Source organism: Thauera carbonicopians (assembly GCF_025699485.1).
Classification (GTDB): Bacteria; Pseudomonadota; Gammaproteobacteria; order Burkholderiales; family Rhodocyclaceae; genus Thauera.
In genome coordinates, this window is record NZ_JANUXN010000006.1 from 150,864 (window position 1) to 169,365 (window position 18,502).

General features: G+C 65.1%; 18 protein-coding genes. 9 read left to right on the top strand and 9 right to left on the bottom strand.

All coding sequences use genetic code 11. The features are described from left to right. Positions 1–27: 27 nt before the first annotated feature. The 4 genes from NX068_RS10750 to NX068_RS10765 all read left to right on the top strand — a co-directional run bounded on the left by NX068_RS10750 (position 28) and on the right by NX068_RS10765 (position 3,196). Complete coding sequence (locus tag NX068_RS10750; RefSeq protein WP_263461266.1) at positions 28–870, top strand: amino acid ABC transporter substrate-binding protein; 843 nt, start codon at positions 28–30, stop codon at positions 868–870. A 126-nt stretch (positions 871–996) separates the two neighbouring features. Next, the gene (locus tag NX068_RS10755; RefSeq protein WP_263461267.1) at positions 997–1,752 is read left to right on the top strand and encodes an amino acid ABC transporter permease; all 756 of its coding nucleotides are present in this window, start codon (positions 997–999) and stop codon (positions 1,750–1,752) included. Positions 1,753–1,754: 2 nt separating this feature from the next. Then, on the top strand, positions 1,755–2,426 hold the full coding sequence (locus tag NX068_RS10760) for an amino acid ABC transporter permease (protein ID WP_263461268.1): 672 nt from the start codon (positions 1,755–1,757) through the stop codon (positions 2,424–2,426). Between the two features lie 32 nt (positions 2,427–2,458). After that, positions 2,459–3,196: an amino acid ABC transporter ATP-binding protein gene (locus NX068_RS10765; protein ID WP_263461269.1), complete on the top strand. Its 738-nt coding sequence runs from the start codon at positions 2,459–2,461 to the stop codon at positions 3,194–3,196. Positions 3,197–3,258: 62 nt separating this feature from the next. On the opposite strand, the gene NX068_RS10770 is transcribed toward NX068_RS10765, so the two are convergent. The 5 genes from NX068_RS10770 to NX068_RS10790 form a co-directional block, all read right to left on the bottom strand. Next, the gene (locus NX068_RS10770) at positions 3,259–3,417 is read right to left on the bottom strand and encodes a hypothetical protein (protein ID WP_263461270.1); all 159 of its coding nucleotides are present in this window, start codon (positions 3,415–3,417) and stop codon (positions 3,259–3,261) included. Positions 3,418–3,460: 43 nt separating this feature from the next. After that, positions 3,461–4,417, bottom strand: coding sequence for an SDR family NAD(P)-dependent oxidoreductase (locus NX068_RS10775; protein ID WP_263461271.1), 957 nt, complete (start codon positions 4,415–4,417; stop codon positions 3,461–3,463). Between the two features lie 21 nt (positions 4,418–4,438). Next, entirely contained in the window at positions 4,439–4,825 is a 387-nt protein-coding gene (locus NX068_RS10780; RefSeq protein WP_263461272.1) for a VOC family protein, read from the bottom strand. 74 nt (positions 4,826–4,899) lie between these two features. Then, positions 4,900–5,769: an oxidoreductase gene (locus NX068_RS10785; protein WP_263461273.1), complete on the bottom strand. Its 870-nt coding sequence runs from the start codon at positions 5,767–5,769 to the stop codon at positions 4,900–4,902. Between the two features lie 29 nt (positions 5,770–5,798). Next, positions 5,799–6,665 carry an oxidoreductase gene (locus NX068_RS10790; RefSeq protein ID WP_263461274.1) on the bottom strand — a complete coding sequence of 289 codons (867 nt, stop codon included), beginning with the start codon at positions 6,663–6,665 and terminating at the stop codon, positions 5,799–5,801. Between the two features lie 227 nt (positions 6,666–6,892). On the opposite strand from NX068_RS10790, the gene NX068_RS10795 reads away from it, so the two are divergent. Further along, entirely contained in the window at positions 6,893–7,084 is a 192-nt protein-coding gene (locus tag NX068_RS10795) for a hypothetical protein (RefSeq protein WP_263461275.1), read from the top strand. A gap of 212 nt (positions 7,085–7,296) precedes the next feature. On the opposite strand, the gene NX068_RS10800 is transcribed toward NX068_RS10795, so the two are convergent. From NX068_RS10800 to NX068_RS10810, 3 genes are all read right to left on the bottom strand, one after another. Continuing rightward, entirely contained in the window at positions 7,297–8,433 is a 1,137-nt protein-coding gene (locus tag NX068_RS10800; RefSeq protein ID WP_263461276.1) for an MBL fold metallo-hydrolase, read from the bottom strand. A gap of 77 nt (positions 8,434–8,510) precedes the next feature. Further along, positions 8,511–9,449, bottom strand: a complete 939-nt coding sequence (locus NX068_RS10805; RefSeq protein WP_263461277.1) for an alpha/beta hydrolase — start codon at positions 9,447–9,449, stop codon at positions 8,511–8,513. A 25-nt stretch (positions 9,450–9,474) separates the two neighbouring features. Next, positions 9,475–10,389, bottom strand: coding sequence for an alpha/beta hydrolase (locus NX068_RS10810; RefSeq protein ID WP_263461278.1), 915 nt, complete (start codon positions 10,387–10,389; stop codon positions 9,475–9,477). Positions 10,390–10,524: 135 nt separating this feature from the next. Between NX068_RS10810 and NX068_RS10815 the strand changes: the two genes are divergently transcribed. Next, a complete protein-coding gene (locus tag NX068_RS10815; RefSeq protein WP_263461279.1) occupies positions 10,525–11,487 on the top strand; it encodes an AraC family transcriptional regulator in 963 nt (320 codons plus the stop codon). A 72-nt stretch (positions 11,488–11,559) separates the two neighbouring features. Here the strand turns inward: NX068_RS10815 and NX068_RS10820 are convergent, their stop codons facing one another. Then, entirely contained in the window at positions 11,560–13,092 is a 1,533-nt protein-coding gene (locus tag NX068_RS10820) for a fumarate hydratase (RefSeq protein ID WP_263461280.1), read from the bottom strand. A gap of 275 nt (positions 13,093–13,367) precedes the next feature. On the opposite strand from NX068_RS10820, the gene acs reads away from it, so the two are divergent. The 3 genes from acs to NX068_RS10835 all read left to right on the top strand — a co-directional run bounded on the left by acs (position 13,368) and on the right by NX068_RS10835 (position 18,475). Next, a complete protein-coding gene (gene acs, locus NX068_RS10825) occupies positions 13,368–15,332 on the top strand; it encodes an acetate--CoA ligase (RefSeq protein WP_263461281.1) in 1,965 nt (654 codons plus the stop codon). 193 nt (positions 15,333–15,525) lie between these two features. Continuing rightward, positions 15,526–15,723: a hypothetical protein gene (locus tag NX068_RS10830; protein ID WP_418648912.1), complete on the top strand. Its 198-nt coding sequence runs from the start codon at positions 15,526–15,528 to the stop codon at positions 15,721–15,723. A 10-nt stretch (positions 15,724–15,733) separates the two neighbouring features. Beyond that, positions 15,734–18,475, top strand: coding sequence for a sensor histidine kinase (locus tag NX068_RS10835; RefSeq protein WP_263461282.1), 2,742 nt, complete (start codon positions 15,734–15,736; stop codon positions 18,473–18,475). Positions 18,476–18,502: the final 27 nt, after the last annotated feature.

The following is an 18,502-nucleotide window of genomic DNA, read 5'->3' on the forward strand; positions in this document are numbered from 1 at the left end:
ATCACTGCACTGGCTGCAACTTCAACCATGGCGCAGACGGGTGACACCCTTGCGAAAATCAAATCTTCGGGCAGCATCACGCTGGGCGTGCGTGAATCCTCCGGCCTGGCCTATACCCTGGGCAACGGCAAGTATGTCGGCTTCCACACCGAAATGGCGGAGAACATCGTTCAGGATCTGCAGAAGGAACTGGGCCTGTCGAAGCTGAATGTCAAATATCAGCCCGTCACCTCGCAGAACCGCATTCCGCTGGTGGTCAATGGCACAGTCGATCTCGAATGCGGCTCCACCACCAACGACCTGAACCGCCAGAAGGAAGTCGACTTCGCCAACACCACCTACGTGGAGCAGGTGCGCATCGCGGTTAAGGCGGATTCCGACATCAACGACGTCAAGGATCTGGACGGCAAGACGGTGGCGACCACCACCGGTACCACCTCGGTCCAGTTGCTGCGCCAGAACAAGCGCGCCGCGGGCATCAAGTTCAAGGACATCAACGGCAAGGACCACGCCGACAGCTTCCTGCTGCTGGAAACCGGCCGTGCCGATGCCTTCGTGATGGATGCTTCGATCCTGGCCGGCAACATCTCCAAATCCAAGAACCCGAAGGACTTCAAGATCGTCGGCGAGCCGCTGTCCACCGAACCCATCGCCTGCATGCTGCGCAAGAACGATCCGGCCTTCATGAAGGCGGTGAACGATTCCATCGCTCGCCAGGTCCAGGACGGCACGCTCGAGAAGCTGTGGGACAAGTGGTTCCTGCAGCCGATCCCGCCGACCAACACCTCTGTAGGTCTGCCGCTGTCCGATGCCACCCGCGAGGCCTGGAACAACCCCAACAACAAGCCCAAGGAAGCCTACAACGAGTAAGCTTCGATCATGAAAACACCCTTTCCCGGTTGAATTGCTGACGGGAAAGGGTGTTTCAGCGGGCGGCTGCGCATGCCGCAGGCTGCCCTGTGCGGGCCACCGTTTCTGCACCTGAAAGGAAATCCTATGGCTTGGGATTGGCAGATGTTTTGCGAGGACACCCTGGACCGCACGGTCCGTGAGGGCTGTTTTGGCACCGACGGGGACATCACCTACCTCGACTGGATGCTGTCCGCATGGGGCTGGACGGTGTCCGTCTCCCTGCTGGCATTGGTGCTGGCGCTGGCGGCGGGGGTGGTGATCGGCACCATACGCACCTTGCCCGACAGCAAATGGGCGGTGCGTTTCGGCAACGCCTGGGTGGAAGTCTTCCGCAACATTCCGCTGCTGGTGCAGATCTTTCTCTGGTACCACGTCGTCCCGGCCATCTTTCCGGCGATGAAGTCCGTATCGGGTTTCGTCCTGGTGGTGCTGGCGCTGGGCTTCTTCACCTCGGCGCGGATCGCCGAGCAGGTGCGCTCTGGCATCCAGGCGCTGCCGCGCGGCCAGCGTTACGCCGGCATGGCGGTGGGCTTCACCACCTGGCAGACCTACCGCCATGTGCTGCTGCCCAACGCCTTCCGCATCATCATCCCGCCGCTGACCAGCGAGACGATGAACATCTTCAAGAACTCGTCCGTCGCCTTTGCGGTATCCGTGACCGAGCTGACGATGTTCGCGATGCAGGCCCAGGAAGAGACGGGGCGCGGCATCGAGATCTATCTGGCGGTGACCGGCCTGTACATCGTCTCGGCCTTCGCCATCAACCGCATCATGACCTTCATCGAGAAGCGTGTGCGGGTTCCGGGCCTGACGGCGCCCAGTGCGGCGGGAGGGCATTGAACATGAATCTCGCGTTCGATTTTTCCTTCTACAGCTGGGATCTGGTCTCCAACTTCATTCTGAAGGGCTTGTATTTCAGCGTGATGTTGACGCTGGTGGCGACGCTGGGCGGCATCTTCTTCGGCACCCTGCTGGCGATGATGCGGCTGTCCGGCCGCAAGTGGCTGATCGTGCCGGCCACCATCTACGTCGATGGCATGCGCAGCATTCCGCTGGTGATGGTGATCCTGTGGTTCTTCCTGCTGGTGCCGCTGTTCCTCGGCGCGCCGATCGGGGCGGAGGCCTCGGCCACCGTCACCTTCATCGCCTTCGAGGCGGCGTACTTCTCCGAGATCATGCGCGCCGGCATCCAGTCCATCCCGCGCGGACAGGTGTTCGCCGGGCAGGCGCTGGGCATGACCTACGGCCAGAACATGCGCCTGATCGTGCTGCCGCAGGCGTTCCGCAACATGCTGCCGGTATTGCTGACGCAGACCATCATCCTGTTCCAGGATACCTCGCTGGTCTACGCCATCGGTGCCTACGACATGCTCAAGGGCTTCGAGGTGGCGGGCAAGAACTACGGCCGTCCGATCGAGGCCTTCATCGCCGCCGCCGTCGTCTATTTCGTGATCTGCTACAGCCTGTCGTGGCTGGTGAAGCGGATGCACAAGAAGATCGCCATCATTCATTGACCGGCGGTTCCCGTCCGGAAGAGGGTTTGTCCATGATTGAAATGAAGAACGTTTCCAAGTGGTATGGCAGCTTCCAGGTGCTCGACGACTGCTCCACCAGCATCGAGAAGGGCGAGGTCGTCGTCGTGTGCGGGCCGTCCGGTTCGGGCAAGTCCACGCTGATCAAGACCATCAACGCGCTGGAGCCGATCCAGAAAGGCGAGATCTGGGTCAATGGCACGCCGGTGCATGACCCCAAGACCAACCTGCCCAAGCTGCGCAGCAAGGTCGGCATGGTGTTCCAGCATTTCGAGCTGTTCCCCCACCTGACGGTGACGCAGAACCTGACCATCGCCCAGGTCAAGGTGCTCGGGCGCAGCCAGGACGAGGCCAGGAAGCGCGGCCTGAAGATGCTCGACCGCGTCGGCCTGATGGCGCACAAGGACAAGTTCCCGGGGCAGCTTTCGGGCGGCCAGCAGCAGCGGGTGGCGATCGCCCGTGCGCTGTCGATGGACCCGATCGTGATGCTGTTCGACGAACCGACCTCCGCGCTCGACCCCGAGATGGTCGGCGAGGTGCTGGACGTGATGGTCAGCCTCGCCAACGAAGGCATGACCATGATGTGCGTGACCCACGAGATGGGCTTCGCCCGCAAGGTGGCCAGCCGCGTCATCTTCATGGACGTCGGCGGCAAGATCCTGGAGGATTGCACGAAGGACGATTTCTTCGGCAACCCGGATGCTCGCCAGCCGCGTACCAAAGACTTCCTGGGCAAGATCCTGCAGCACTGATCGGCTGCAGCAGGATGTTTCTCGGCATGGGCGGCCGCGCTTCACGGCCGTCCATGCCGTTTTCAGCGCAGCGGCGCGGTGTGTGACAGGTCCACGCCCTCGGGCACGCGCAGGACGAAGTCGTCCTTGACCACGATGTGCTTGGAGTAGCCGCCGTAGGTGGTTTCGCCGCTGCGGCGGTCCTTGCCGTTGTAGGTCTCGGTGGGGATTTCGCGGCACATGTGCTCGTTGCCGCGGTGGCACTGGTCTCCTTGAGGGTGGATTTCAGGCGAATGCGTCGATGCCGGTCAGTTCGGCCGACAGCTGCCACAGACGCTCGACCTGTGCAGGATCGATGGCGTAGTCGCGCACGCCGGTTTCGGTCGGCTCGGGGGTGTTGTCGCGCACGGCCACGTCGCAGTTCTCGCAGTACAGGCCGCCTTTGCCGTCGAGCAACGGCGAGGTGGCGGCCCACACCGAGGTTGCTGCACCCTGCGGCGGGGTCTTGAAGTTCGGATCGATCACCTCGCCCTTGTCGTCGAGCCAGCCCAGCGAGGTCAGCTCCGCCATGCTCATGTGGCGTTGCAGCGGGGTGTAGATCGAACCCGGATGTACCGAGAACGCGCGCACGCCCTTGGCCCGGCCCAGCGTGTCGAGCTGTTTGGCGAACAGCGCGATCGCAGTCTTGGATTGGCCATAGGCCAGCCACTTGTCGTAGCCGGCATTGAACTGCACGTCGTCCCAGCGCATCGGCGAAAAGTGGTGGCCTCTCGACGACAGCGAGACGACGCGCGCGCCGCTCGCGATGGCCGGCCACAGCAGGTTGACCAGTGCGTAGTGGCCCAGGTGGTTGGTGCCGAACTGCGACTCCCAGCCGTCGCCGATGCGGGTTTCGGGGCTGGCCATCACCGCGGCGTTGCAGATGACGATGTCGGCCTTGCGGCCGCTGGCGACGAAGTGCTCGGCGCAGGCGCGCACGCTGCCCTGGTCGGCCAGGTCGAGCCGATCGACCTCGACGTTCTGCACGCCGTCCAGCGCCTGGCGGGCGGCTTCGGGCTTGCGCGCCAGCACCAGCACGCGGGCGCCGGCGCCGGTCAGCGCCTTGGTGGTTTCCAGTCCCAGGCCCGAATGGCCACCGGTGACGATGGCGAGCTTGCCGGACAAGTCGATGCCGGCCAGCACCTCGGTGGCGGTGCTATGAAAGCCGAAGCCGGAATTCAGCGGAGTTTGTTGGTCATGCATGGCAGTTCCCGGTTCGGTGGCTCAGGTCAGATTGTGGAAGGCGCAGAGCTTGTTGCCGTCCGGGTCGCGGACATAGGCCAGGTAGAGCGAACCGGCCGGCGTCCTGCGTTCGCCCGGCGGGTCTTCGCAGGTGGTGCCGCCATTGGCCACGGCGGCGGCGTGGAAGGCCTCGACCTGCTCGGGGCTGTCCATCAGGAAACCGGTCGTGCCGCCGTTGGCGGGTGTGGCCGGCCTGCCGTCCAGCGGTGTCGTGATGACCAGCAGACAGCCCTTGTGCCGGTACAGGATGCGCGGCGAATTGAAGTTCAACTCGAGGCCGGATCTGGCGCCGATGACGGCCAGCACGGCATCGTAGAAGCGCCTGGAGCGGGCGAGGTCATTGCTCCCGAGATTGACGTGGCTGAACATCGTTCATTGCTCCTCTGAGCGGTGGAAATCTTCATGGCTGCGCCTGGCATGGCGGAGCCGCATGTCAGTTTCGATCACAGCTTGATTTCCTCGAACTTGGCATCGTCGAAGGCGGTGTCTTCGCCGCGCGCGCGCCAGCTGTTGATGTCCTCGATGCGCTTGGCGATGGTGGCATCCCAGATCGAGTGCGCATCGCGGCCCAGCATCAGGCGCACGGGCGGCGCATCGCTGGCGACCACTTCGAGCATGCGCTGGGCGGCCTTGGCCGGGTCGCCCGCCTGCTTGCCGGCGGAGCCTTCGAGGTAGGTCTCGAACGGCTCGACCATGGGGCGGTAGGCCGGGATGCTCTGTACCGGGCGCATGTTCACGTCGCCGGCGAATTCGGTGCGGAACGCGCCGGGCTCGACCAGCGTGACGTGGATGCCCAGCGGCCTGGCCTCGATGGCCAGCGACTCGGTCCAGCCCTCGATGGCGAACTTGGCCGCGCAATAAGGGCCGGCGGCATTCATTGCCACCAGGCCGGCGATGCTGCTGACGGTGAGGATGTTGCCCGAGCCCTGCTTGCGCATCTGCGGCAGTACGGCGCGGCTCATCTCGGCGGCGGCGAAGAAGTTCAGCTCCATCTGCTCGCGCAGCTGCGCCAGGCTGAATTCCTCGCAGGCGCCGACCACGCCGCGGCCGGCGACGTTGGCCAGCACGTCGATGCGGCCGAAGCGCGCCAGGGTGTCGGCCGCGGCCTTGTCGCGGGCGGCGGCGTCGGTGACGTCCACCGCCAGCGGCAGTACGCGGTCTTCATGGCCCTGGGCAATGGCCTGCAGGCGATCCAGGCGGCGGGCAGTGACGACGGCGATGTCGCCGTTGGCGATGACGGCCTCGGCCAGGGACTTGCCGAAGCCGGACGATGCGCCGGTGATCAGCCAGACTTTTCGGGAGGGCTTGCTCATGATGTTCATTCCTTGAGAGGTCAGGGGTTTCAGCCGCCGATGGGCTTGATTTCAACGCCGTCGAACGAGGTGTTCAGGCCGCGCTCGCGCCAGCTGTCGATGTCCTCGATGCGCTTGGCGATGGTCTGGTCCCACAGCCCGTAGGCATCGGGGCCCAGCATCAGGCGCATGGGCGGGGCATCGCTTTGCGCGGCGGTGATGATGACTTCCGCCGCCTTGGCGGGGTCGCCGATTTCCTTGCCGGCGGAGGTTTCCAGATAGTTCTCCATCGGGCCGGTCACGTGACGGTAGGCTTCGAGGCGCTGGACGGGGCGCACGTTGACGTCGCCCGCGAAGCCTGTGCGGAACGAGCCCGGCTCGATGAGGGTGACGCGAATGCCCAGCGGCGCCACTTCCGCCGCCAGGGCTACGGTCCAGCATTCGATCGCGAACTTGCTGGCGCTGTACGGCCCGCAGCCGGGAATGGCCGCGAGACCGCCGACGCTGCTGACGGTGAGGATGCGGCCCGAGCCCTGCTTGCGCATCTGCGGCAGCACGGCCCGGGTCATCTCGGCGGTGGCGAAGAAGTTCAGCTCGAACTGCGCGCGCAGCTCGGCTTCGGAGAACTCCTCGGCCGCGCCCATCGAGCCGCTGCCGGCGATGTTGGCCAGCACGTCGATACGGCCGAAGCGCGCCAGGGTGTCGGCTACGGCCTTGCCGCGTATTGCGGCATCGGTCATGTCCACCGCCAGCGGCAGCACGCGGTCTTCATGGCCTTGGGCCAGGGCCTGCAGACGGTCGAGGCGGCGGGCGGTGACGGCCACATGGTCGCCATGGGCGATGACGGCCTCGGCCAGCGCCTTGCCGAAACCCGACGAGGCGCCCGTGATCAGCCAGACTTTGGGGGTGGCGTTCATGGTGATTTCTCCTGTACTTGTGTTCCCCGAAATGCCGGGGTTTGAGTCCGTCGGCCCTTGTGCTGCCGACATCGCAACCGATGGCCTAAGATAAGTCGGGGTGGTCGTACGAACCATGCCTAACCGTGCGAATTTCTATTGTGATCGTACGGAGTTGCTGGGTTGGCCTTGTCGGCGGCCCGACGAGCCGGCCTCGTTCGGCGATGGTCAGCGAAGGAGGCAGAGCGGTGAAGGCATCAGGGAAAGGCAATTCTTCCCCCGAACGCCAGGACATCCTGAAGGCGCTGCAAGAGGCGATTGCAGATGAACTGGGCGTGAAAAGACGGCTGGGGGAGTGCATGGTCGGCCCGCGGGACGGCCGGCCGGAGCAAGACGATGGCTCGACTATTGAAGAAGCAAGGCCCGTCGGGAAATCCTGAAACGGCGTTTTTCAACGGCCTCGGGTGCACCGGCCGAGGTGGGGCAAGGCCTCCCTCTTTCCCGGGGCTCGATGCCATATCCGCCGGAATGCGTCGGAGATGGAGTGTCGAGCTGAGCGTGCAGTGATGGGGCTCCATACCCGTGGGGAGAAGGGGGTGCGCCGTGCAGTGGCGCCTGCCCGGACGATGCGGGCAGGCGCAGCGGCGAACGCTTAGGGCCTGGCCTGCCCGGCGATGGCAGCGGGAAACGCCGAACTGCTTGTCACCGCTTCCTCCCGCCACCAGAGGCGGCCCGCGTGGGGGGCGTCCATGTCGATGCGCTCGCCCATCATCGGCGTGGCGACCTGCACGTCGCGCTCGGCGGCGAAGTGCAGGATCTGGTCGAAGGGGTCTTCCCAGACGTGCATGCCGAGGTCGAAAGTGCCGTTGTGGATGGGCAGCAGCCAGCGGCCGCGCAAGTCCTGGTGAGCCTGGACGGTCTCCGACGGCAGCATGTGCACATAGGGCCATTGCTCGTTGTAGGCGCCGGTTTCCATCAGCGTCAGGTCGAAGGGGCCGAAGCGTTCGCCGATCTCGGCGAAGCCCTTGAAGTAGCCGCTGTCGCCACTGAAGAACAGGCGGTAATCGTCGTCCTGGATGACCCAGGAAGCCCACAGCGTGCGGTTGCCGTCGCTGAAGCTGCGCCCGGAGAAATGCTGCGCGGGTGTGACCGTCAGGCGCAGGCCGTCCACTTTGATGCCTTGCCACCAGTCGAATTGCCGGATCTTGTCCGGCGCGATGCCCCAGTCGGCCAGCCGGTCGCCGACGCCGAGCGGCATCAGGAACACTTCTGCTTTTTCGCCCAGCGCCTTGATGGCGGCGCGGTCGAGGTGGTCGTAGTGGTCGTGCGACAGGATCACGGCGCGGATCGGCGGCAGTTCGTCGATCGAGATCGGCGGCGCGTGGAAGCGCTTGGGGCCGAAGAACTGCACCGGGGCGGCGCGTTCGGAGAACACCGGATCGGTCAGCCACCATTGGCCGCGGAGCTTCATCAGCACCGTGGAGTGGCCCAGGCGGTACAGGCTGCGGTCGGGCGCGGCGTCGAGTTCGGCGCGGCTCAGGCGGTGGATGGGGACCGGTGACGAGGGCACCGTGCCGGCGGGCTTGTTGAAGAGGAAGTTCCACCATACGCGCAGCGTGGATTCGGGCATGTCGCCGGGGCCGAGCGGGCGTGGGTTGTGGAAACGTCCATCACGCGATTGGGGCGAGGATGCGTAGTCGCCGATCTTGGGCTGCATCATGATGTAGGCGCTCCAGGCGATGAGTGCAATGAGGGTGGTGATGCCCGCACAGCGGAAAACGAAGGACATGGGGTGGGGGCGGGGGGAACGCGAGTTCTTGGGGACTTGCGCGGCGCCGACAGGGGCGCCGCGCGGAGTGGGCGTCTTCAGGCGCCGAGGTGCTTCTTGTAGAAGGGCACGAGTTGCTCCAGCGCCTTGCCGGTGGGCTCGGGCTTGTCGTACAGGTCGTAGTGGCTCACGCCTTGGACGATCTGGATGCTCTTCTGGCTCGAACGCGCACGGCCATAGAGTTCCAGACCGTCGCGATAGGAGCCGAAGCCGCCCGGTATGCTGCCGATGACGATGTGCAGCGGCTGGGTCAGCAGCACTTCGGCAAAGTGGAAGGCATCCCAGCCCACGGCCGCGCCGGTGCTGGTCAGGCGCAGCTTGTTGGGCGAGCCGGGCTGCTGGCCGCGCGGGGTGGTGTAGTAATCGACGGCCTCGACGATGTCGATGTTGTCCAGGCCGGCTTGCGCGCGTTCTGCTTCGGAGCCGGGGATGTAGCCCACGATCAGCGGTTCGCCACCGCGCGCCTCGGCGGTGCGTTGCCTGGCGATGGCGTCCAGGGTCTTGATCGCGGCGTCGGGAGTCATGTCGCCTTCGCGCATCAGGCGGCCATAGTTGGCGGCGACGACGGTGCCGACGGCCTTGAAGCGGCGGTCGGTCATCGCTGCGCTGACGGCATAGCCGCCGCCGCCGCACACGCCCAGCACGCCGATCTTTTCTTCATCCACGTAGGGCAGCGTGACCAGGTAGTCGACGGCGCAGCGGAAATCCTCGACGCGGGTGGCGGGGTCTTCGAGGAAGCGCGGCTCGCCGCCACTGGCACCCTGGGTGGAAGCATCGAAGGCCAGCGTGATGAAGCCGGCCTTGGTCAGCGCCTCGCCATAGATGGCGCCGGAAGTCTGCTCCTTGCAGCTACTGATCGGGTGGGCGCAGACGATGGCAGCGTACTTCTTGCCGGCATCGAAACCTTCGGGCAGGCGCAGCGTGGCGGCGACGTCCCAGGTTCGGTTCTTGAAGCTGACGGATTGAATCTGGCTCATGGAACGCTCCTCGTGCAGGGGGGGATTACAGATGGGTCTTGAAGAACGGCGCGAACCTGGCCATGGCGGCTCCGACCATGTCGGGCTGGTCGTACATGGCGATGTGCGTGCCGCCTTCGACGATCAGCAGATCCTTGTCCTTGCTGGCGGCGCGGCGGAACAGCTCCTCGCTCATCCAGCGAGTGCCGGCCTCGCTGCCGGCAACGATCTGTAGCGGCTGGGTCAGGAACAGCTCGACGTTGCTGAAGGCGTCGTAGGTGACCAGTTGCGCCAGGCTGCGCGTGGTCATTTTGCTGGGGGCGTTGCAGTGCTGTGCGCGGGCGCTGCGATAGTAATCGTAGGCTTCGGCGAAGTCGGCATGAAGCCCGGCGGCAGCGTCGCGGTCGTCGGGCACGGTAGGCAGGTACCGGGTGGGCTCGCCGTTGGCCTCGGCGGTGCGCGCAGCCATCGCCATGTCGCGCAGCGCCAGGCAATCCTGCGCGTTGGCGCTCTTGTCCCAACCCTCGCGGTACATCTGGCCGTAGTTCACCGCGCTGACGGCGCCCAGTGCCTTGATACGGGTGTCGATCACGGCGGCGTTGACGGCATAGCCGCCGCCTGCGCAGACGCCCAGAACGCCGATCCGTGCGTTGTCCACATAGGGCAGGGTCGTCAGGTGATCGATGGCGGCGCTGACATCCTCGACACGGAGATGCGGATTTTCCAGATGGCGTGGCTCGCCGCTGCTTTCGCCCTGGTAGCCGGCATCGAAGGCCAGGGCCACGAAGCCCTGTTCAGCGAGCTTGCCGGCGTACAGGCCGGCAGTCTGTTCCTTCACACCGCCCGAGGGATGTACGCAGACGATGGCCGCGTATTGGTGCTTCGGGTCGAAATCGGCAGGCAGATGCAGGACGCCGGCCAGGGTCTGGGAATAACTCTTGAAGGTCACGGATTCGGTCATGGCGAAAGGCTCCAGAATGTTGGTGAGGGCAGCGAATGTGCAGTTGGCATCCGATGGGGACTACGATACCGGTTGAGAATTGGACGAACCATGCTTTAAAGTACATTATTCTTTTTCGAAAGTACGGATTCGATCATGGACCCTCTTTCCGACGTGCTATCGTTACTCAAGCCACGCAGCCAGTTCTATGCGGGCCTCGATGCTGCCGGAGACTGGTCCTTCGACTTTCCGCCGCATGAAGGCATCAAGTTCACCGCGGTGATGCGGGGCACGTGTTGGGGCTATACGGATGATCAGGAGAGCCCGCTGCGCTTCGACGAGGGTGACTGCTTCCTGCTCAATAGCGGGCGCCGCTTCGTTCTTTCGTCTGATCCGGCGCTGCCGCCGCAGGATTCCGGGCATATCCTCGACGCTGCTTGCCGCGACGGGATCGCCGTGCATAACGGAGGCGGCGACGTGTTCCTGATCAGCGGGCGCTTCGATTTCACCGGCAACCATGCCGCCGTGCTGTTCGAGGCGCTGCCCGCCATCGTCAATATCCCCAAGGCCTCGAGCCAGGCCGAAATCCTGCGCTGGTCGCTCGATCAACTCGTCTCCGAGCTGCACAGCCCGCAGCCGGGTGGCGCACTGCTGTCGACGCATCTGGTGCATCTGATGCTGGTGCAGGTGTTGCGGCTGTTCCTGGCGTCCTGCAGCGAAATGCCGAAGGGATGGTTCCTGGCGCTTACCGATCGCCAGATCAGTCCGGCGATCAGTGCGATCCACGCCGAGCCGGCCCGCCACTGGACGCTGGAGGAACTGGCGCGGGTCGCGGGCGTCTCGCGCACCGTGTTCGCGCAGCGCTTCAAGGCGCTGGTGGGCAGCACGGCGATGGACTATCTCGCGCGCTGGCGCATGCTGATGGCGGCGGATCGGCTGCGTGCCGGCAGCGAGAGTGTTTCCAGCATTGCCTTCTCGCTCGGCTACGAGTCCGAAAGCGCCTTCAGCACTGCCTTCAAGCGCATCATGTCCTGCTCGCCGACGCAGTACCGGCGTCAGGCCAATGGTTTCGGCCTGCGGCGCGAGTTGTCGGCGCCACAGGAGATAGTTGCAGCGTAATCCCGCAACGAAAAAGCCCGGCGCTCGCGAGAGGCCGGGCTTTGCATCGCCTGGGCAGGGCGTTCAGGTGAATCAGGCAACAGCGACCGGGATCTTGCCGATCCTGGCCTGCCACTCCTTCGGGCCGGTGTTATGCACGCTGGTGCCGTTGGCGTCCACCGCGACCGTCACCGGCATGTCCTGCACGGTGAACTCGTAGATTGCTTCCATGCCGAGATCGGCGAAGCCGACGACCTTGGCTTCCTTGATCGCCTTCGACACCAGGTAGGCTGAACCGCCGACCGCCATCAGGTAGGCGGACTTGTTGTCCTTGATCGCCTCGATCGCGACCGGGCCGCGCTCGGACTTGCCGATCATCGAGATGAGGCCGGTCTTTTCCAGCATCATGCGGGTGAACTTGTCCATGCGGGTGGCGGTGGTGGGGCCGGCGGGGCCGACGACTTCGTCGCGCACCGGGTCGACCGGGCCGACGTAGTAGATGACGCGGTTGGTGAAATCGACCGGCAGCTTCTCGCCCTTTTCGAGCATGTCGGCGATGCGCTTGTGCGCGGCGTCGCGGCCGGTGAGCATCTTGCCGTTGAGCAGCAGGATCTGGCCCGGCTTCCAGGAGGCGACTTCTTCCTTGGTCAGGGTGTCGAGATTGACGCGGGTGGCGACGTTGGTGTCGGCGGTCCAGGTGACCTGCGGCCAGTCTTCCAGCTTCGGCGTCTCCAGCTTTGCCGGGCCGGAGCCGTCGAGGTGGAAGTGGACGTGGCGGGTCGCCGCACAGTTCGGGATCATCGCCACCGGCAGCGAGGCGGCGTGCGTCGGATAGTCCATGATCTTGACGTCGAGCACGGTGGTCAGGCCGCCCAGGCCCTGGGCGCCGATGCCCAGCGCGTTGACCTTGTCCATCAGCTCGAGGCGCAGTTCCTCGACGCGGCTGAGCTGGGCGCCGGAAGCGGCTTTTTCGCGCAGTTCGTGGATGTTGACCGGCTCCATCAGCGATTCCTTGGCCAGCAGCATCGCCTTTTCCGGCGTGCCGCCGATGCCGATGCCGAGGATGCCCGGCGGACACCAGCCGGCGCCCATGGTCGGCACGGTCTTGATCACCCAGTCGACGATCGAGTCGGACGGGTTCAGCATCACCATCTTCGACTTGTTCTCCGAGCCGCCGCCCTTGGCCGCACAGATGATCTCGACGTGGTCGCCGGGGACGATCTCGTAATGCACCACCGCCGGCGTGTTGTCCTTGCTGTTCTGGCGCTTGCCGGCGGGGTCGAGCAGCACCGAGGCGCGCAGTTTGTTGTCGGGGTGGTTGTAGGCGCGGCGCACGCCTTCGTTGATCATTTCCTGCACGCTCGACTTGGAATCCCATTGCACGTTCATGCCCACTTTCATGAACACGACGGCGATGCCGGTATCCTGGCAGATCGGGCGGTGGCCTTCGGCGCACATGCGCGAGTTGGTCAGGATCTGCGCGATGGCGTCCTTCGCCGCCGGGCTTTCCTCGCGTTCGTAGGCTTCGCCAAGCGCCTTGATGTAGTCGAGCGGGTGGTAGTAGCTGATGTACTGGAACGCATCCGCAACCGACTGAATGAGGTCTTCTTCGCGAATAATCGTCATGGCGCTTGGTCTCCGGGATGACATAGGGGCAGAATGCCGAAGTTGGATCGGAATTCGATCAACCGCGAAATTTTAGCATCGTCGCGTTCCGGTCATGTCGTCGAAGCGGATTGGGGGCTTGTGTAAGTCCTCTGTAAGATACATATTCTCAAATGTGCCGAATTCGGTGGCAGCCGGATGCGTGGCTGCCACAACCATTTCAAGGCCGGAACCAACCGGTCGACGACCCGCAAGGGGTCAGCTTCAACCATTTGATCAGTTGAGGAGAGGTGAGCATGTCCAATGAGCAGCAAGTCCGCATTTACTACCCGTCGGAAGAGATGGTGAAGAACGCCGCGGTGTCCGGCATGGACGGATACCAGGCGCTGTGCAAGGAAGCAGAAGACGACTACGAAGGTTTCTGGGCTCGTTACGCCAGGGAACTGCTCGACTGGAAAGTCCCCTTCACCCAGGTGCTCGACGAAAGTGACGCCCCCTTCTTCAAGTGGTTCGCCGACGGCAAGCTGAACGTTTCCTACAACTGTCTCGACCGCAACGTCGAAAACGGCCTGGGCGACAAGGTCGCGCTGATCTTCGAAGCCGACAACGGCGACGTCACCAAGGTCACCTACAAGGATCTGCTGGCCCGTGTCGGCAAGTTCGCCAACGCGCTGCGCGGCATGGGCGTCAAGAAGGGCGACCGTGTCGTCATCTACATGCCGATGTCGATCGAAGGCGTCGTCGCGATGCAGGCCTGCGCCCGCATCGGCGCCACCCATTCGATCGTCTTCGGCGGTTTCTCGGCCCAGGCTCTGCGTGACCGCATCGAGGATGCCGGCGCCGTGGCGCTGATCACCTCCGACGGCCAGCACCGCGGCGGCAAGGCGCTGCCGCTGAAGCCGATCGCCGACGAGGCACTGTCGCTGGGCGGCTGCGACACGATCAAGAACGTCATCGTGGTCAAGCGTACCGGTGGTGATTGCAACATCGTCGCGGGTCGCGACACCTGGTTCCACGATGCCTGCGAAGGCCAGTCCGAAGTCTGCGAACCGGAATGGGTCGAAGCCGAGCATCCGCTGTTCATCCTCTACACCTCGGGTTCCACCGGCAAGCCGAAGGGCGTGCAGCATTCGACCGGCGGCTACCTGCTGCAGGCCGTGCTGTCGATGAAGTTCAGCTTCGACATCAAGCCGGAAGACGTCTTCTGGTGCACCGCCGACATCGGCTGGGTCACTGGCCACACCTACATCGCCTACGGCCCGCTGGCATGCGGTGCCACCGAGATCGTGTTCGAAGGCGTGCCGACCTATCCGGATGCCGGCCGCTTCTGGAAGATGATCCAGGACCACAAGGTCACCATCTTCTACACCGCGCCGACCGCGATCCGCTCGCTGATCAAGGCGGCCGACAACAACCCGACCGTGCATCCGACCAAGTACGATCTGTCCAGCCTGCGTCTGCTCGGCTCGGTCGGCGAGCCGATCAACCCGGCGGCCTGGCAGTGGTACTACGACAATGTCGGCGGCGGCCGCTGCCCGATCGTCGATACCTTCTGGCAGACCGAAACCGGTGCGCACGTGATCACGCCGATGCCGGGTGCGACGCCGATGGTGCCGGGTTCGTGCACCCTGCCCTTCCCGGGCATCCAGGCTGCGGTGGTCGATGAGACCGGCACCGAAGTGCCGTGGGGCCAGGGCGGCATCCTGGTGATCAAGCGTCCGTGGCCGTCGATGATCCGTACCATCTGGGGCGATCCGGAGCGCTTCAAGAAGTCCTACTACCCGGACGACTTCAAGGGCAAGCTCTACCTGGCCGGCGACGGCGCCATCCGTGACGCCGAGACGGGCTACTTCACCATCACCGGTCGTATCGACGACGTGTTGAACGTCTCGGGCCACCGCATGGGCACGATGGAAATCGAATCGGCGCTGGTCGCGCACGAGAAGGTTGCCGAAGCGGCCGTGGTCGGCCGCCCGGACGACGTCACCGGCGAGGCGATCGTGGCCTTCGTGGTGCTGAAGGGGCCGCGCCCGACCGGCGAGGAAGCCGCCGCGGTGGTCAAGGAACTGCAGACCTGGGTGGGCCACGAGATCGGGCCGATCGCCAAGCCGAAGGACATCCGTTTCGGCGAGAACCTGCCGAAGACGCGTTCGGGCAAGATCATGCGCCGCCTGCTGCGCCAACTGGCCAAGGGCGAGGACGTCACCCAGGACACCTCGACGCTCGAGAACCCGCAGATCCTCGAACAGCTCAAGGGCTGAGGCAGTTCGTCCGAGCCGGGCCGCAAGAGCCCGGCCGGCACAGGAATAAGGGAAGGTCCGGCCACGAAGCCGGGCAGGGGAGAGGGGGCGGCGTGCGTGATGCCGCCGCCCGTACGTGCGATGCGCCCAACCTGCCGCAAGAGCGGGGGGCGCATTCGTTTTTTGCCGGAGCGGTCATCATGGGAGGGGCATGATGCGCAAGGGACTTGCCGGGCAACGGCTGGTCGCGATGTTCATCGCGGGCGTCCTGCTGCTCAATTTTCCGTTGCTGTCGCTGTTCGACCGGCCCGTGACCTTGTTCGGGCTGCCGCTGCTGCATGTGTACCTGTTCACGGTCTGGGGCGGGCTGATCGCCGCCGTGGGCTGGATCGTCGAGCGCGGCGCGCGCTGAGGGCAGGCGGATGCTTCCGGGCTGGCTCATCATCGGCGCTTCGTTCGCCTATCTGCTGACGCTTTTCGCGGTGGCCTATTTCGGCGACCGCCGCGCCGACCAGGGGCGCTCGGTCATCGACAACGCCTGGACTTACGGCCTGTCGCTGGCCGTCTACTGTACCGCCTGGACCTATTTCGGCAGCGTCGGCCGCGCCGCTTCGGGCGGCATCTGGTTCCTGCCGACCTATCTCGGCCCCACGCTGGGCATGGCGCTCGGCTGGCTGGTGGTGCTGAAGATGATCCGCATCTCGCGCAGCCACCGGATCACCTCGATCGCCGACTTCATCGCTTCGCGCTACGGCAAGAGCCACATGCTGGGCGGGCTCGTCACCATCATCGCCGTGGTCGGCATCCTTCCCTACGTGGCGCTGCAGCTCAAGGCCATTTCCAGCGCCTATGCCTTGCTGGTGGAGGATGCCGGCAGCCCGCTGCCGCTCGGCGCGAACACCGACTGGTGGCTGGACAGCACGCTCTACATCGCGCTGACGCTGGCAGCCTTCACCGTGCTGTTCGGTACCCGCCATCTCGATGCCACCGAGCGGCACGAAGGCATGGTCGCCGCGATCGCCTTCGAGTCGGTGATCAAGCTGCTCGCCTTCGTCGCCGTTGGTGTCTATGTCACCTACTGGTTGTACGACGGCTTCACCGACCTGTACGCGCGGGCGCGCGAGCACTCCGGGCTCGCCAGCCTGCTGATCTTCGACAGCACCGGCAAGATCGGCTACGGCGGCTGGTTCGCGCACGTGCTGCTGGCGATGCTGGCGGGCATCTTCCTGCCGCGCCAGTTCCAGATCGCGGTGGTGGAGAACGTCAATGAGCAGCACCTGCGGCGCGCGACCTGGCTGTTTCCGGCCTATCTGCTGGCGATCAACATCTTCGTGATCCCGATCGCGCTCGGCGGCCTGCTGCATTTCGGCCAGGGCACGGTCGATCCGGACACTTTCGTGCTGACGCTGCCGCTGGCGCACGACAATGCCGCGCTGGCGCTGTTCGTGTTCATCGGCGGCCTGTCGGCGGCCACCGGCATGGTCATCGTCGAAGCCATCGCGCTGTCGACGATGGTGTGCAACGACCTGGTGATGCCGATCCTGCTGCGCAGCCGCCGGCTGGGGCTGTCGGCGCAGCGCGACCTGACCCGGCTGCTGCTGGGCATCCGCCGCGGCGCGATCGTCGGCGTGCTGCTGCTCGGCTACCTGTACTTCCGCCTCGCCGGCGAAGCCTATGCGCTGGTCAGCATCGGCCTGATCAGCTTCGCCGCCGTCGCCCAGTTCGCGCCGGCGATGCTGGGCGGCATGTACTGGCGCAACGGCACGCGCGACGGCGCATTCGCCGGCCTGCTCGCCGGTTTCCTGGTGTGGGCCTACACCTTGCTGCTGCCGTCCTTCGCCAAGTCCGGCTGGCTCGATCCGGCCTTTCTGGACAACGGGCTGTTCGGCCTGGCCTGGCTGCGGCCGGAACAGCTGTTCGGCCTTGCCGGGCTCGACAACATCAGCCATGCGCTGTTCTGGAGCCTGTTCGCCAACATCGGCTGCTACGTGTTCGTGTCGCTGCTGCGCGTCCCGACCACGGCCGAAGCCGGGCAGGGCGCCTTGTTCGTCAATGTCTTCCGCCGCGGCGACAGCCCGCCGGCGGGCTTCTGGCGTGGCCGCGCGGAAGTCGCCGACCTGATTCCGCTGGTCGCCCGCTTCCTGGGGCAGCGCCGCACCGAGGAGGCTTTCCGTACCTACGCCCGCAGCCGCGGCGTGGACGGCATAGACAAGCTGAAGGCCGATCCCGACCTGGTCCATTTCGCCGAGTCGCTGCTTGCCGGCGCGATCGGCAGCGCCTCGGCCCGCGTCATGGTGTCGACGGTGGTGCAGGAGGAGCCGCTCGGCCTGGGCGAGGTCATGGACATCCTCGACGAAGCTTCGCAGGTGAGGGCCTACTCGCACCAGCTCGAGGAAAAGTCGCGCGAGCTCGAAGCGGCCACGGCCGAGCTGCGCGCGGCCAACGACAAGATGAAGGAGCTCGACCGGCTGAAGGACGACTTCATGTCTTCGGTCACGCACGAGCTGCGCACACCGCTGACCTCGATCCGGGCGCTGTCCGAGATGATGCTCGACGATCCGGACATCGATGTCGACGACCGCCAGCGCTTCCTCGGCATCATCGTGTCCGAGACGGTGCGCCTGACGCGTCTGGTCAACCAGGTGCTCGATCTGGCCAAGATCGAAGCCGGCCATGCGGAGTGGTGCAACACCGACATCGACATGCGCGAGCTGGTGACGCATGCGATCGAGGCGACGCGGCAGCTGTTCCGCGATCGCGATGCCGAGATCGGGCTCGAGTTGCCCGACGCGGTGCCGATGCTGCGCGCCGATCACGACCGCCTGCTGCAGGTGATGCTCAACCTGCTGTCGAATGCGGCCAAGTTCGTGCCGGCGGAGGGTGGGCGCGTCGATGTGCGGCTGACCGCCGACGAGGGCCGGATCAGGGTCGATGTGCGCGACAACGGGCCGGGCATTGCGCCCGAACTCGAAGCGGTGATCTTCCAGAAGTTCAGGCAGGGCGGGGACGAGCACTCGCGCCCGCAGGGCACCGGGCTGGGCTTGCCGATCAGTCGCCAGATCGTCGAGCATTTCGGTGGCCGCTTGTGGCTGGAGTCGGTACCCGGAGACGGTGCGACTTTCTCGTTCGAGCTTCCCTTGCCGCCTGCCGCGGACAGCGAATGACATAGAATGGCGCAGGAGGGAGGAGAA